This is a genomic window from Geobacter grbiciae, assembly GCF_018531165.1.
Taxonomy (GTDB): domain Bacteria; phylum Desulfobacterota; class Desulfuromonadia; order Geobacterales; family Geobacteraceae; genus Geobacter; species Geobacter metallireducens.
The window spans coordinates 429099-444081 of the sequence record NZ_JAHDIW010000001.1; the positions used below are offsets into that span (position 1 = coordinate 429099).

Genomic DNA, 14983 nt, shown 5'->3' on the forward strand with positions numbered 1-14983 from the left:
ACTCATCCCTTCATGCTTCCAGCAGGGCCACGGGAAAATCCGAGAGCACGGCGGAAAGGGGGAGGGTCGCCATTCCCTCCTGCTGCGACATCGCGACTCGCTCGCCGGTGAAGATGTTGCGGCAGGCGCGGCCGCTCCCCGCGGCAGGGATGACGAGCCGCGTATCCTCCCAGACCGCGGCACCCAGGGGGGGAACCCCCAGCCGGGTGAAGAAGCGCGGAACCACGGCAATGGCCATCGCGCCGTCGTGGCAGCGCGCGAAGGCGCAGACGTTGTCGCTCTGTTCGCCCTGAACCTCAAGCGGAAGGTATGTGCCGAGCTCGAAGAGGGAGCGGTGCGCACGGCGATGGGAGAGGGCCTTCCCGATGAGGAATAGCTTCACCCGGCCGTCGGCCATGGTTTCGAGGAGCTCCCGCGTCAAGGCACGGGGGCCCCGCTCCTCCTCCGCAGTCCGCAATCCATCGAGCATGGCGATCCGCTTCGCGAAATCCACCGGCCGGCGGTTGTCCGGGTCCACGAGGCTGAAGTCCCAGAGCTCGTTTCCCTGGTAGAAGTCGGGGACGCCGGGCGAGGCCACCTTGAGCAGGGTCTGGGAGAGGGAGTTCAGCATCCCGCAGCGGATGAGGGGGGGAAGGGTCCGCCGCAGGTCGGCAAGGAAGTTGTTGGCGGTGACGTCCTGGAGGATGGTGTCAACGAAGTGGAGCGCCGCCTCTTCGTAGACCGAATCCGGGTTGATCCAACTCGTGTTCACCTTGGCCTCCCGCATGGCCTTGAGCATGTACTCCCTGATCCGTCCCACGAAAACGTCCCGTTCATTCCCCGTGAAATCCTCTGCCGGCCAGGCGCCGACGATGGTCTGGTAGAGGAGGCACTCCTCGTTGCGGCTCGGCACCTTGATCCCCTGGACGGTCGCCTTGTGGGGGCGGTTCATCCGACTCCAGCGCATGAGGCAGTCGTGCCACGCTCCAGGGTCCTCCGAGAGGACGCAGATCCGGGCGCGGACATCCTCGCTCCGCTTGGTGTCGTGGGTGGAGGTGGTAAGCAGCGCCGTCGGGATGCTCCTGGCCCGCTCGATGTTCTGGCCGTGGAAGGCCTCGATGGTGATGCCGAAGCGCTCGGGGGTTCCTCCCACCTCGTTGAGGGCGACGAGCCGGTTGTAGACGTAGAAGGCGGCATCCTCCAGCCCCTTGGCCATGACCGGTCCGGTGAGCTGCTGGACCCTCATGACAAAGTCGAGCCACTGCTCCTGCTCATCCCCGCTGGTGCTGTCATGGAAGCGGAGCAGGAGCACATCCTCGATGAAGGTGAAGATCGATTCGCTCATGGCCGGATTGCGCCGCTTGGCCCTGGCCACGGCATATTCGATGTACTGGCGGTCCCGGTCGGCCACCTTGCGGGTTGCCGTGTAGGTCCGGTAGACGGGGAAATGGGCGATCACCTCTACCAGGGCCTTGGTGAGGCTCCCGAGGGTGAAATCGCGGGTGTGGCGGTTGGTCTCCGAAAGCTTGTTGAGGTAGTGCCCCAGGGTGTTGATTTCGCCCCCCATGGAGAACTTCATGACCTGCTTCTTCTTCTGGTAGGCGATCTCGGGGAAATCGGGCTTTTCGTGGATGAACCGCGCGTAGATGGTGTCGAGCCGGCGGCCGTTGCGGGTATCCACCAGGAGGCCGGTCGCGGCGTTGGCGAATTCGTACCCCGTGGTGCCGTGGACCGGCCAGTCCTCGGGGAGCCGCTCGTTCTTCATGAGAATTTTTTCGCCGATGATGTAAAAGGGCTTGATCCGGGGCGAAACCTCCAGCATCTCGTCGTAGAGCTGAAGGATCCCCTCGGCGAGAGTTCCCGCGGGTTCTTCCTCTTCCCTGGCCCTGCTCCTGTTCCCGAGGCCTGCCAGGCGAGTCTCCAGGAAGCAGCTCCGCTGGAGCCGCCGAAAATAGTCAGTGGGGTTGTAGAGCCCGTCGGCGTGGTCGATCCGCAGCCCCGTCACCTTCCCTTCCCGCACCAGTTCCAGCACCAGCCGATGGGTCTCCTCGAAGACCCGGGGGGTCTCCATCCGGATGGCACCGAGGGCGTTGATGTCGAAAAAGCGGCGGTAGTTGATCTCGTCGGTGGCGGTTCGCCAGTGGGCGAGGCGGTAGACCTGCTGGCGCAGGATTCCGTCCAGCAGGTCGAAGCTGCGGGGATTTCCCTTCTCGCCATTGAAGATCCGGACATTCTCATCGATGAACGTCTTGACGGGCCAGTAATCGCGGCAGAGGGCCGCGAGCCGCAGCTTGATCACCTCCTTTTCCCGATAGCGCTCCCGGATCAGGTCCGGATCGCGCTCCGTGTAGAAGGGGAGGTGAGAGATGGCGGTGACGATGCTCAGAAGCTCCTGGTACGCCTCGTGATCAGGGGGGAGGAGCCGCTCCAGTTCCTGGAGCCGGTGGGTGAGGAGGGGGCAGTAGGTCTTGGGGATGATGGGGAACCGGTGCTCGTAGTAGCTGATGAAGAATGCCCCTTCTTCGAAGGAGAGGGCCAGTTCCCCCTTTTCCAGAGCCGTTCCGTACTGGTCGCCGAGAACCGGAATGAGCACCTTGTCGGCCAGTTCTTTCTTGACCGGCGACCAGTCCACATCGAAAAAGGCCGCGTGGGGTGAGCTGGGGCCGTTTTCCAGCAGGTCGAGCCACCGCTCGTTGCCTCCCCCCTCGACGCACATGTGGTTCGGGACGAAGTCGAGTACCTGCCCCATGCCGTGGCGCCCGAGGCAGTCGCAGTAGGAGTCGAAATCCTCCCGGGTGCCGAGTTCCGGGTTCAGGCGGTTATGGTCGACGATGTCGTAGCCGTGCATGCTCCCGGCCCGGGCCTTGAAGAAGGGGGAGGCATAGACGTCGCTCACCCCCAGGGCGCTCAGGTAGGGAACGATCCGCTCCGCATCCTGGAAGCGGAACCCTTCGTTGAACTGGAGGCGGTAGGTTGCCGTCGGTATCCGTGCCTTGGCAAGGTTCGTCTGGTTCATGGGTGACTCCGTGGGGTGCCGTGGCTCTTACCCTGTGCCGTAGAGCGTGACGCTGAAGGGCGCGAGGGTGAGGCCTGCGCCATCGCCGTCAGCGCCGATCCGTTCCGGCGCGATGCCCCCCGGACCGCCCCAGCTCTTCCCGGCCGAATCGAGGAGCTTGCGGCATTCGCCGTGTCTGAAGGGGAGCCGGACGCTGCGGGGAGTTTTCCCCAGGGCGAAGAGGGTGATGAGTTCTCTCCCGCCATGGCGATAGTGGAGGGCGATGACCCGGTCCGCTTCCAGCCCGGCCACCGCCACCTCCTCCCGCTCGGGGCGGCGCAGGTGCGGAAGCTCCCGGCGGAGCCGGATCACTTCCCGGTAAAAGGCGTACAGGGAGCGGTGCCACCCCTGGTGACGGCGCTCCGGGTCGATTCTGGCGGCGAGGAAGGTCTCTTCGGCCTGGGGGTCAGGCACCTCGGCCTCCCAGCCGAAGGAGGCGAACTCTTCCCGGCGCCCCTGCCGCACCGCCTCCGCCAGGTCCGGGTCGCCGTGGCTCGTGAAGTAGGGAAAGGGTGCGGTTTCGCCGTACTCCTCCCCCATGAAGAGAAGGGGGAGGTAGGGGGAGAGGATGACCGCGCCGGCGGCCAGCTTGAGCTGCTCCAAGGAGAGGCGGAGCGAGGGGCGGTCCCCCCGTGGCCGGTTTCCCACCTGGTCGTGGTTCTGGGAGAAGACCACCAGCTGCCGGGGTGGACGGGCCGCCGACGGGCTGCCGTGGCGGCGCCGGCGGTGGCGGGAGTAGTGGCCGGAGTAAACGAACCCTTCCCGGAAAGCCTTCTCCAGGTGGCCGAAGAGGCCGAAATCCGCGTAATACCCCTGACGTTCCTTAGTGAGGTACGTCATGAGCCCGTGGTGGAAATCGTCGCACCACTGGGCGTGGCAGCCGTGTCCCCCCCATTCCGGCGGCGTGATGGTCCGCACGTCGTTCAGGTCGCTCTCGGCGATGACGTGGACCTTCCTCCCCAGCTGTCGGGCCAGGGAATCGACCGCCTGGCTGATGTCAAGAAGGATGTGGCGGGCGCTGAAGTCGTAGATGCCGTGGATGGCGTCGAGGCGCAGGCCGTCCACGTGGTACTCGCTTACCCAGTGGAGGGCGTTGGCGATCACGTAGTGGCGCACCCCGTTGCTGTCGGGTCCGTCGAAGTTGACGGCATCTCCCCACGGCGTGCGGTAGCGGTCGGTGAAGTAGGGGGCAAAGGGGTGGAGATAGTTCCCCTCGGGGCCGAGATGGTTGTAGACCACGTCGAGGATCACGGCGAGCCCTCGCCGGTGGCAGGCGTCCACCAGGGCCTTGAGCCCCTTCGCTCCTCCGTAGGCGTGGTGCGGGGCAAAGGGGAAAACCCCGTCATACCCCCAGTTGCGGTTGCCGGGAAACTCCGCCACCGGCATGAGCTCCACCGCGGTCACCCCCAGTTCCACCAGGTAATCGAGGCGACTGATTGCCGCCGTGAAGGTACCCACGGGGGTGAAGGTCCCCACGTGGAGCTCGTAGGTGATCAGTTCTTCAAGCTTCAGCCCCCGCCACTGGCCATCGGTCCAGCAGAAGGAGACCGGAGCCACCACTTGGGATGGACCGTGGACCCCGTCGGGCTGGCTCCGTGACGCGGGGTCGGGACGCCGGAGAGTGCCGTCCAGCAGGTACCAGTAACGGTCTCCCGAGGCCATGCCGGCGATGGTCCCCTGGAAGTATTCGCCGGCCCGGGAGAGGGGGTACGATGCCTCTTCCCCGCAGCGGATGACCGCCACGGACTCGGCCAAAGGAGCCCATACCCTGAAGCGAACTCCCCCGGCAAGGGGGGTCGCCCCCATGTCCAGATGCCACTCTCCCATGTTCACACCTTCCCTGTGCCGTCAGCCGGGTTATGGCTGCGCCGGTGCGCGGCCGTTTTCCGGCAGGGTAAGAGGGCCGACTCCGTGGCCCCCGCCTGCTGCAATCATCTCTGAAAGACTAACAGGCAACGGCATGGATGCAAAGGGTTCGGCCGAGATGGAGCTAGGGACGGTCTTTGCCAGAGAAATAGCCCTTTTTGACTTAGATCAAACTCAAACCGGGAGGGAGCCTGCAATACTGTCATGCAAGTAACCGCTCACTTGCAAAGAGACCGACCATGAAACCACGAAAAAAAGAGCCCACGGAAGTAAGGCGACAGCAGATTACCGAGGCGGCCCTCAGGATTATCGGAACGAAAGGAATAAGCGGCGCAACAACAGCGGAGATCGCCTCTGCGAGCGGCATCTCCGAAGGAAACCTTTACCGGCACTTCAAGGGGAAGGAAGAGATCCTCGGGTCAGTGATCGACAAGATCGGAAACGATCTCGCATCGATTCTCGATGCCGCTGCGGATATCGCCGAACCACTGCGCAGACTTGAGGAAATCTTCAAGCGGCACCTCTCGTACATCGAAGAGCATGTGGGCATTCCCCGCACCATCTTCACCGAGGAGGTTCTGGTGCTGAACGAGACCCTCCGGGAAAAAGTCAGGGGAAATCTCATGCACTATTTCAGGGGGATCAGCGCCGTTATCGAACAGGGACAGGAAGCGGGGGCATTGAACAGGGAAATGGACCCGAACGCTCTGGCCACCATGTTCATCGGCACGGTCAATTTTACCGCCCTGCGGTGGGTAATGAACAAGTTTTCCTCGAAACTGAGCGATGAGGGGGAAAGGCTCTGGGAAACCTTTGTGAAGTCGCTCGTCTGCAAGGTGTGAGATTGCAGGCAAGATCTTCCAACTCGCTCACTAGTGAGCGCTAACTTGCAGGGAGGCGGGTTATGACCAAAAGTGCAACAAAACACCATGGGGGAATAAAGCGGGAACAGATTCTGGACGCCGCACTCGGCATTATTGCCCAGAATGGGGTTAAAACCCTGACGCCGACCGCCATTGCAGGGGAAATCGGCATAACGGAGGCCACCCTCCACCGTCATTTCACTAACGAGGATGAAATCCTCAGTGAAACAGTCGGGAGGATCGGCGCAGAACTCATGAAAAATCTCGATTACATTTACGACAGTGATCCTTCTGTCGTTGTCAGCCTGAAAAGGTTTTTCATCCTGCACCTCGACTACATCAAGGCAAATATGGGAATTGTGCGGCTTGTCTTCTCCGGGGGCATCTTCATGGCCGGGGAAGGGTTGCGGGAAAAGGTGTCAGAGGTTGTCGACACGTATTCAACCGAATTAGAGGCGCTCATTCAGCACGGAAAAAAGACTGGCGCCATCGGGCATGTTGTTGATCCGGCGGCCGCCGCCTCGATGCTGATAGGAATGGTGCTGGCAATGACCCTCAAATGGTCGCTGAACGGTTATTCCTTTTCCCTGGTCAATGAAGGGATGAAGCTCTGGCGCAATTACGAGGAATATCTGACTTCGGGGATTTTGCGGACTCAACCTTCATAACGGAGACGGGCATGAAAAGGTTAGTGATCTTGATGGGGATGGTTCTTCTGCCGCATGGAGTCTTTGCAGAGGCTGGCGTGCCGGCCTTCACCCTTTCCCGGGTGATTGATTTCGCCCTGGAGAACGAGCCGAAGCTTTCGGTCTTGGGCAAGGATATCGAGGCGGCAAAACACACCGTCGACGCCGCCAAGGGGGGGAGGTGGCCAAGGCTCGATCTGGAGGCAGGCATCACGCGCTACCGCTATGCCGCTCCCATCACCCCTATCTCCGGGGCCCCGCAGAATGGCGGAGGATTCCCCCCCTTCGACAAAGACATCTACGATGCGTCGCTGACCCTGAAGCTTCCCATCTACCGGGGGGGACGCCTGGTGAAAAACGTGGAGATTGCGGAGATCAACCGGCTGATTGCGGAGCGGGCCCTTCATCAGGGGAGACAGGAGCTGGTCTTCAACGTCACGAGCGTCTACTGCAAGATCCTGGAGCTGGAGGAGCTCCTCAAGGCCCACGAGCAGAATGTGCGGCAACTCGAAGAGCACCGGCGAGTCACCGAGCAGTTTGTCAAGGCCGGGAGCGCGGCGCGGGTGGACCTCATGAAGACCGACGTGGAGCTCGCCCATGGCCGTCAGCAGGTCCTGGCGACGCAAAACGCCGGCGCTGCCGCCTATGCGCTGCTGCGCTCCCTCATGGGGGTGGACGAAAGCTACCCGCGATTCACCGTGGCCGAAGAGCCTTTCCCTGAAAAGGGGTATCCGCCTGAAGAAAAAGCGGTCGAGGTCGCCCTGCGGCAGCGTCCCGACTACCTGAAGGTAAAGGCGCGGACGGAACTTTTCCAGGCACGGCTCGACCTCGCCAGGGGGAAACGCCTTCCATCCGTGGATGTGGCGGGGGAGTACGGGGAAAGGGCGGGGGATTCCTTGTCGTTCAAGGAGAACTGGAACATCGGTCTTCGGCTCTCCTACCCCCTCTTTGACGGCGGGATAACCAGAGCGGAGATCAAAAAGGGGATGGTGGAGCTGGAGCGGACCGGCGAAGAGCTCCGTGCCGTGCGGCTTTCGATCGTCCGGGAGGTGAGGGAGGCGTATCTTGCCGTCGCCGACGCGGAGAAGAGGCTTGCCGTGGCGCGGGAGGCGATCTCCTCGGCGGAAGAGAACCTGCGGGTAGAGCAGTTGAAGTATGAAACCGGGGTCGGGACGACGAGGGACGTGATCGACGCCCAGACGGCGCTCCTGCGGGCAACGACCGACCGGCATCAGGCCTCCTACGACTTGGCGGCGGCGAAGGCGGCCCTGGACAAGGCCTTGGGGAGCAACGCATACGGGGAGGTGGCCTCACGATGAAAAGGAAACTGATACTTCTAATACTTGTGGTCGTCATTGCGGGTGTTGCCGCTTTCTTCCTGCTGAATCGGAAAAAGGACGATACCGGTATCCTGCTAAGCTCCGGAAACGTGGAGGTGACCGAGGTGGATCTCGGCTTCAAGGTTCCCGGGAGGGTGGAGAGGCTCCTGACCGACGAGGGGAGGAAGGTGGCAGCGGGGGAGGCCGTGGCGGTGCTTGACCGCTCGGAACTCCTGCGCCAGATGGAAGCGCAGCGGGCCGTCATCGACGCCAGCAGCGCCCGGCTCCTGGAACTGCAGCACGGCTCCCGCCCCCAGGAAAAAAGGAGCGCTCGGGCCATGGTCGCATCGGCATCGGCTGATCTGGAAAAGGCTGTAAAGGACCTCGAACGGGCCGAGACCCTCTTCAGAAACGGCGCCATCGCCGCCCAGCAGCGGGACGTCGCCAAGCGTTCCTTCGAGGTGGCAAAGGCCCAGCATGATCATGCCGTGCAGAACGAGAGCCTGGTAAAGGAAGGGCCGCGCCTGGAGACGATCAGGGCGACGGAGGCCCAGGTGCGGCAGGCCGGGGCACAGCTCGGGGTCTACCGGGAGCAGCTGGCGGACATGGAGCTGAAAACGCCGGTAAAGGGGGTGGTCCTGCGGAAAAACGTGGAAGCGGGTGAAACCGTTACCGCCGGGACCCCCATCTTCACTGTGGGGGAACTGGAGCACCCCTGGGTGAAGATCTATGTGAAGGAGGACAAGTTGGGGCTCGTGAAGCTCGGCCAGAAGGCCGAGGTGACGGTCGACACCTATCCCGGCAGGAAGTTCGCGGGGGTGGTGACCTACATCTCCTCCGAGGCGGAATTCACTCCCAAGAACGTGCAGACTCAGGAGGAACGGGTGAAGCTCGTCTTCGGGGTCAAGGTGAGCGTGGACAACCCGAACCAGGAGCTGAAGCCCGGCATGCCGGCCGATGTCAGGATCGTGACCGGGGACCGGGAATCGGGGACCAGGAAATGAACCCGGTCATCCGCACCGACAACCTCACCAAGGGCTTCGGCCCGCTGACCGCCGTGGACGGCCTGACCCTGGAGATCGGCAAAGGGGAACTGTTCGGCCTGGTGGGTCCGGACGGCGCCGGCAAGACCACCACCATGCGCCTTCTGACCGCCATCATGGAGCCTTCGTCCGGCGAGGCATGGGTGGCCGGGCATTCGGTCCGGACAGAAGGAGAGCGGATCAAGGAGCGGATCGGCTACATGTCCCAGAGATTCGGCCTCTACGAAGAGCTGACCGTCATGGAAAACATCACCTTCTACGCCGACCTCTACGAGGTGCCGAAACGGGAGCGGCCGCCGCGCTTCGAGCGGCTTCTCGGCTTCTCCAACCTCACCCCCTTCAGGGACCGGCTGGCGGGAAAACTCTCCGGCGGCATGAAGCAGAAGCTGGGGCTTGCCTGCGCCCTCATCCATACCCCGGAGATCCTCTTTCTCGATGAGCCAACCAACGGGGTCGATCCGGTCTCCCGGCGGGACTTCTGGCGAATCCTCTACGATCTCCTGAAGGAGGGGATCACCATCTTCGTCTCCACCGCCTACCTGGACGAGGCGGAGCGCTGCACGAGAGTCGGCCTCATGCACCGGGGGAGAATCCTGGTCGACGACACCCCGGCGCGGATCAAGGGTTCCCTCGGCTTCCCGATGGTGGAGCTCTGGACCGGCGAGGCAAGGCTGGCGGAGGAGATCGTGCGGGGAACCGACGGGGTGCGGAGCGTGAGCATCTACGGCAACAAGCTCCACGTCTCCCTGGAGCGGAGCGGGATCGAGGAGCTGGTGGCCGGGAGGCTGAAGGGGGAGGGAATCGAGGTGAAGGGGCACCGGCCGATCCTCCCATCCCTGGAGGATGTCTTCATCGCCATGGTGGAGGGGAAATGAACGGAAACGGTACGGCAGTGGAGTTCGAGGGGCTGACCCGGGTCTTCGGCGATTTTACCGCCGTGGATCACATCAGCCTCACGGTCCGCAAGGGGGAGATCTTCGGCTTTCTCGGCCCCAACGGCGCCGGAAAGTCCACCACCATCAAGATGCTCTGCGGCCTCCTCACTCCAACGGCCGGCAAGGGGATGGTGGGGGGCTTCGACATCATGGGGGAAGCGGAGGAGATCAAGAAGACCATCGGCTACATGTCCCAGAAGTTCTCCCTCTACGACGACCTCACCGTTGAGGAGAACATCAACTTTTTCAGCGGGATCTACCGGGTGCCGAGGGAGAAGAAGCGGGAGCGGAAGGAGTGGGTCCTGAAGATGGCGGGGATCGCCGACAAGCGGGGCGCCCTCACGCGGACCCTCTCCGGCGGGTTCAAGCAGCGGCTGGCGTTGGGCTGCGCCATCCTCCACGAGCCCCCCATCATCTTTCTCGACGAGCCGACCTCCGGGGTCGACCCCATCTCCCGGCGCAACTTCTGGCGGCTCATCTACGACATGGCAAGGGAGGGGAAGACCATCTTCGTCACCACCCACTATATGGACGAGGCGGAGTACTGCGACCGGCTCGCCCTCATCTACCGGGGACGGATCATTGCCGAGGGAATGCCCGGCACCCTGAAGGAGCGGCACATGGCCCGGGATGTCCTGGAGATCGAGGTGGAGGGGGTGGTGGAGGCGCTGGAACTCCTCGACAGTCACGGCATCGAAGCGGCCATCTTCGGCAGTGTCCTCCATGCCACCGTGGAAAACTCGGCCGACGATATCCCGCGGATCAGGGAGGCCCTTGCCGGGGGAGGGATCGGGGCCGCGCGGATCGAGAAGATCGTCCCGTCGCTGGAGGATGTGTTCGTGACGTTGATCGAGACGTCGTGAACAATGCTTGCAAAGTCCCCCCGGCTCCCCTTTCATAAAGGGGGGAGCAAAGGAATATCGCCATGAAACTCTCTCGCATCCGTGCCATAGCCAAGAAAGAGCTGATCCAGGTTCTCCGCGACCCCCTGAGCCTCGCCATGGCGTTTCTCATGCCGGTGATCCTCCTCTTCATCTTCGGCTACGCCATCACCATGGACGTGAACAACCTGCGCACCGTGGTCTACGACCTGGACCGAAGCTCCCTGAGCCGGGAGCTCGTGTCCCAGTTCCGGGAGTCGGGGTATTTCACCATTGTCGCCACCCTGGAGCAAGGCGGCGACATCGACGCCGCCCTGGACGCGAACCGGGGACAGGTGGCGCTCTGGATCCCGGAGGATTTCTCCGAGAACCTTCGGAGGGGGAAAAGCACCCCGCTCCAGGTGGTGGTGGACGGAAGCGATTCCAACACCGCCACCATCGCCCTGGGCTACGTGGAGGCGGTTGCGGAGCGCTTCAGTCAGCGGACTTCGGGAGGGCTCGCGACCCCCACCATCGATCCCCGGGTGCGGGTCTGGTACAACCCGGAGCTGAAGTCCCGCAACTACATCATTCCCGGCCTCATCGCGGTGATCATGGCGGTCATCGCCGCCCTTCTCACCTCCCTCACCATCGCCCGGGAGTGGGAGCGGGGGACCATGGAGCAGTTGATCGCCACCCCGGTAAAGCCCACCGAGCTGATCGCCGGAAAGCTCATCCCCTACTTTTTCATCGGTTTCATCGACGTGGCCCTCTCGGTGGCCATGGCGACGCTCATCTTCGACGTTCCGTTGCGGGGGAGCCTCCTTCTTCTCGCCCTCCTCTCCTCGCTCTTCCTCTTCGGCGGACTCTCCCTGGGAATTCTCATCTCCGTGGCCGCCAGGTCCCAGCTTGTGGCGAGCCAGATCGCCATGGTGGTGAGCTTTCTCCCCGCCTTCCTCCTCTCCGGGTTCATGTACGCCATCGCCAACATGCCGACGCCGCTGCGGAACGTGACCCGGGTCATCCCGGCCCGCTACTTCGTCTCGATCCTCAAGGGGATCTTCCTCAAGGGGAGCACCCTCCGGCTCCTGGCGGCGGAAACCGCCCTCCTCGCCCTCTTCGGCGTAGTGGTCTTCATCCTGTCGGTCAGAAAATTCAGGAAAAGGATCGTGTGAGATGTTCGAACGGATAAGAGAAATGGTAATCAAGGAGTTCAGCCAGGTCTTCCGGGACCGGCGGATGAAGGCGATCATCTTCGTCACCCCCATCCTGCAGCTCCTCATGTTCGGCTACGCGGTCACTACAGATGTCAAGAATATCACCACCGCCGTTTATGACCTGGACCGCTCATATGAAAGCAGGGAGCTTGCCCGAAGACTTGAATCCTCGGGCTACTTCACCATCACCTCCACCCCTGCTTCGCCGGAGGAGCTGGGGGAACTCATCGACCGGGGGAAGGTCCTCGCTGCGGTGCAGGTGAACCGCGGGTTCGGCCGCGACCTGGCGCGGGGGATCCCCACGGAGGTGCAGGTGATCGTGGACGGCACCGACTCGAACACCGCCTCTGTCGCCATGGACTACGCCACGCGGGTCATTGCCCGGTTCGGCAAGGATATGGGGAGCCGGGCGATGACCCGGCCCCTCGCGAAGACGGGGAGAGTCGATCTCCGCCCCCGTGCCTGGTACAACCCGGATCTTCGGAGCCGAAACTACAACGTCCCGGGGGTCATCGCCATTATCATCATGCTCACCTCTCTGCTGCTCACCGCCATGGCGGTGGTGCGGGAACGGGAGATCGGGACCATGGAGCAGCTCATGGTAACCCCCCTGAAACCGGTGGAGCTGATCCTGGGGAAGACCATCCCCTTCGCCGTCATCAGCTTCTTCGACATGGCACTGGTGACCACGGTCGGGGTCTTCTGGTTCGGCATCCCCATAAAGGGCTCCCTGCCGCTTCTCACCCTCGCTACCGGCATCTACCTCCTGTCGGTCCTCGGGGTCGGGCTCTTCATCTCCACCATCTCCCGGACGCAGCAGCAGGCCCTCATGGCCACCTTTCTCTTCTACATCCCGGCGGTGCTCCTCTCCGGCTTCATGTTCCCCATCGAGAACATGCCGGAGGCGATCCAGTACGGCACCTTCCTCAATCCGCTCCGCTACTTCCTGGTCATCATCCGGGGGATCTTCCTGAAGGGAAACGGCATCGGTGTCCTCTGGCCCCAAATGGCCGCGCTCCTGGCCCTGGGGGTGGCGGTCATGTCCCTGAGTGCCCTGCGGTTCCGCAAGAGACTCGGCTGAGATGGAGGTGTCCGTGGCGATGAACGCGACGGGAAAAGGGGACGGTTTTTGACCTCGGTCAAGGAATTACAAGTCGGTACCGGGTATATAAGTGTAGAATAAAACATGGCAATTTAATGAAAGGGCAACACGCGACCATGAAATTTTCGCATGTACCCATACAGGCCGTGGCCATGGTGATGGTGGTGCTTCACCTGTTCCTCTTCCCCCTGGTCCACGCCCAAGGCCTTGCGTTCGTCGAGCCTGGCGGGCCCCACGCCTCGGATATCGTCTGCCTTGCCACCGATGTTGACGCCGGCCACGACTCCACGGAGGGCCATAACCACAACTCCGGCATCTGCCATCCGGACACCCCTTTTGTCGTCACACATAGTCAATCCCATGCCGTAACGTTGCTCATCATGGAACTCTCCCCTTCCTATGCCGGCAGACTCCTCCTCGGCTATCCCCGGCCCCTGTATATCCCCCCGAGGAATGCTGCCTGACCATGGGCGCCCGGAAAACCATGCGGGCGTGATTACTCCAAACTCAAAAATCAAAGAACAGGAGACAGATAACCATGAACACGAAACATATACTCTCTATCAAAACGGCGGGAATCGCGGCAACCATCGCCCTCTCCCTCGCGCTTCCTCAATTCGTCTCGGCCCATTGCGATACCCTCGACGGGCCGGTCGTTCAGGACGCGCGAAAGGCCATCGAAGCCAAGGATATTACCCCGGTCCTGAAATGGGTACGGCCGACGGATGAACATGCGGTAAAGAGCGCTTTCAACGCGGTGCTGGCCGCCAAGGGGAAGAATGCCGAGGCTGCGGAAACACGATTTTTCACGACCCTCGTCAAGGTCCATCGGGCCGGCGAGGGAGCACCGTTCACCGGCCTGAAGCCTGCCGGAGCGGTGGAGCCCGCCGTCGCCGAGGCGGACAAGGCCCTGGTTGGCGGTTCTGCCGACGCCTTGGTGAAACTGGTCAGCGACGATGTTGCGGCGGGGATCAGGAAACGCTACGAGCATGCCGCGGAGACCTACCGGCATAAGGATGAGAGTGTCGCCCAGGGGCGGGAGTTCGTGAAGGCGTATGTGGAGTTCACCCACTACGTCGAGCGGCTCCATACGGATGCCACCGGCGCGGGCGCCCACGGTGAGCACGGCGGAGACCCCCATGCCGAGCAGCACGGCGGCGCCGGGCATTCCCCGGCCGGGCACGACGCGGCGGAGCACTGATCCAGCCGGATGGACAGGGGAGGCGGGGCAGTGCCCCGCCTCCCATCACGACAATCGCTGTCATTGGTCAGCAAAGAGAGGAACACCCATGCGTTACGGTATCTACAACCTGATCCTGATTCTGCTGTTGCTTGCCCCACTGCCGGCGCAGGCGATTCCCGCCATCACCTGCCATTGCTTCACCGACCGCTCCTACGATCCGGCGAGCCCCACGGTGGCCGATCCGTACTTCCTGGCCACCACCCAGAACTCGTTTTTCGCAACGGCGTTCAATGTGGAAAAAAAGACGATCGTGATGAAGAAACAGCGGGGAACCTCTGCGGATGACCTCTGGGTAGCCTACTGGATCGCGTCCAAATCCCCGGCGTCGCCGGAGTCCCTCCTTGAGGCGAAGAAGTCCAGGGCATCGTGGAAGGATGTCGTGGCATCCCAGGGGATATCGGCCGGCGTCCTCGGCCCCCGGTTCTCCGGCACCCTTGCCGCGAAGGCCCCGGCAGCGCGCCTTGCCGGCGCGGTGGTCGACGAGCTGCTCCTTCGGTACCGGTTGCTGAACGATGGGGAACTGGCGGGGATGCACAAGGATGGCGCCTCCACCCAGGAGCTGATCATTGCCTCCGTCATTGCCCGGAAGACGAAACAACCGGCCCCACAACTCTACCACGAGGTCAAAAGCGGAAAGAAAAGCTGGGGAGCGCTCCTCCAGAATGCGAAGATCGATGCAACCGACATGCAAGGGGAGATCTCGGACCTGCTGAAGGCACAGCCGCGGTGATGGGGCACTGGCGGCCCCAATCAGGTAATTCATTCAGACAATTTGGGAGGCGTATGGTATCCTGAAGCGCTTGAACAAAGCCACT

The 14983-nt window shown here is 62.7% G+C and carries 13 protein-coding genes; 11 read left to right on the forward strand and 2 right to left on the reverse strand.

The window, feature by feature from the left end; genetic code table 11:
* Positions 1 to 10 precede the first annotated feature (10 nt).
* Complete coding sequence (locus tag KJB29_RS01855) at positions 11 to 2995, reverse strand: malto-oligosyltrehalose synthase (protein WP_215733112.1); 2985 nt, start codon at positions 2993 to 2995, stop codon at positions 11 to 13.
* 27 nt (positions 2996 to 3022) lie between these two features.
* The gene (gene treZ / locus KJB29_RS01860; protein WP_215733113.1) at positions 3023 to 4861 is read right to left on the reverse strand and encodes a malto-oligosyltrehalose trehalohydrolase; all 1839 of its coding nucleotides are present in this window, start codon (positions 4859 to 4861) and stop codon (positions 3023 to 3025) included.
* A 278-nt stretch (positions 4862 to 5139) separates the two neighbouring features.
* Between treZ and KJB29_RS01865 the strand changes: the two genes are divergently transcribed.
* From KJB29_RS01865 to KJB29_RS01915, 11 genes are all read left to right on the forward strand, one after another.
* A complete protein-coding gene (locus KJB29_RS01865) occupies positions 5140 to 5742 on the forward strand; it encodes a TetR/AcrR family transcriptional regulator (protein WP_004513917.1) in 603 nt (200 codons plus the stop codon).
* A 62-nt stretch (positions 5743 to 5804) separates the two neighbouring features.
* The gene (locus tag KJB29_RS01870; protein WP_215733114.1) at positions 5805 to 6431 is read left to right on the forward strand and encodes a TetR/AcrR family transcriptional regulator; all 627 of its coding nucleotides are present in this window, start codon (positions 5805 to 5807) and stop codon (positions 6429 to 6431) included.
* An 11-nt stretch (positions 6432 to 6442) separates the two neighbouring features.
* Entirely contained in the window at positions 6443 to 7768 is a 1326-nt protein-coding gene (locus tag KJB29_RS01875) for a TolC family protein (RefSeq protein ID WP_215733115.1), read from the forward strand.
* Positions 7765 to 8772 (forward strand): HlyD family secretion protein, encoded by a 1008-nt coding sequence (locus KJB29_RS01880; RefSeq protein WP_215733116.1) that lies wholly within the window; start codon positions 7765 to 7767, stop codon positions 8770 to 8772. The genes KJB29_RS01875 and KJB29_RS01880 overlap by 4 nt, the downstream gene beginning before the upstream one ends.
* Positions 8769 to 9686, forward strand: coding sequence for an ABC transporter ATP-binding protein (locus KJB29_RS01885; RefSeq protein WP_215733117.1), 918 nt, complete (start codon positions 8769 to 8771; stop codon positions 9684 to 9686). The genes KJB29_RS01880 and KJB29_RS01885 overlap by 4 nt, the downstream gene beginning before the upstream one ends.
* A complete protein-coding gene (locus KJB29_RS01890) occupies positions 9683 to 10609 on the forward strand; it encodes an ABC transporter ATP-binding protein (protein ID WP_215733118.1) in 927 nt (308 codons plus the stop codon). Before KJB29_RS01885 ends, KJB29_RS01890 begins: the two co-directional genes overlap by 4 nt.
* Positions 10610 to 10671: 62 nt before the next feature.
* On the forward strand, positions 10672 to 11781 hold the full coding sequence (locus KJB29_RS01895) for an ABC transporter permease (RefSeq protein WP_215733119.1): 1110 nt from the start codon (positions 10672 to 10674) through the stop codon (positions 11779 to 11781).
* A gap of 1 nt (position 11782) precedes the next feature.
* Positions 11783 to 12904: an ABC transporter permease gene (locus KJB29_RS01900; protein WP_215733120.1), complete on the forward strand. Its 1122-nt coding sequence runs from the start codon at positions 11783 to 11785 to the stop codon at positions 12902 to 12904.
* Between the two features lie 137 nt (positions 12905 to 13041).
* The gene (locus tag KJB29_RS01905; protein ID WP_246560115.1) at positions 13042 to 13389 is read left to right on the forward strand and encodes a hypothetical protein; all 348 of its coding nucleotides are present in this window, start codon (positions 13042 to 13044) and stop codon (positions 13387 to 13389) included.
* 74 nt (positions 13390 to 13463) lie between these two features.
* Entirely contained in the window at positions 13464 to 14126 is a 663-nt protein-coding gene (locus KJB29_RS01910) for a DUF6448 family protein (protein ID WP_215733122.1), read from the forward strand.
* An 88-nt stretch (positions 14127 to 14214) separates the two neighbouring features.
* Positions 14215 to 14898, forward strand: a complete 684-nt coding sequence (locus KJB29_RS01915; RefSeq protein WP_215733123.1) for a hypothetical protein — start codon at positions 14215 to 14217, stop codon at positions 14896 to 14898.
* Positions 14899 to 14983: the final 85 nt, after the last annotated feature.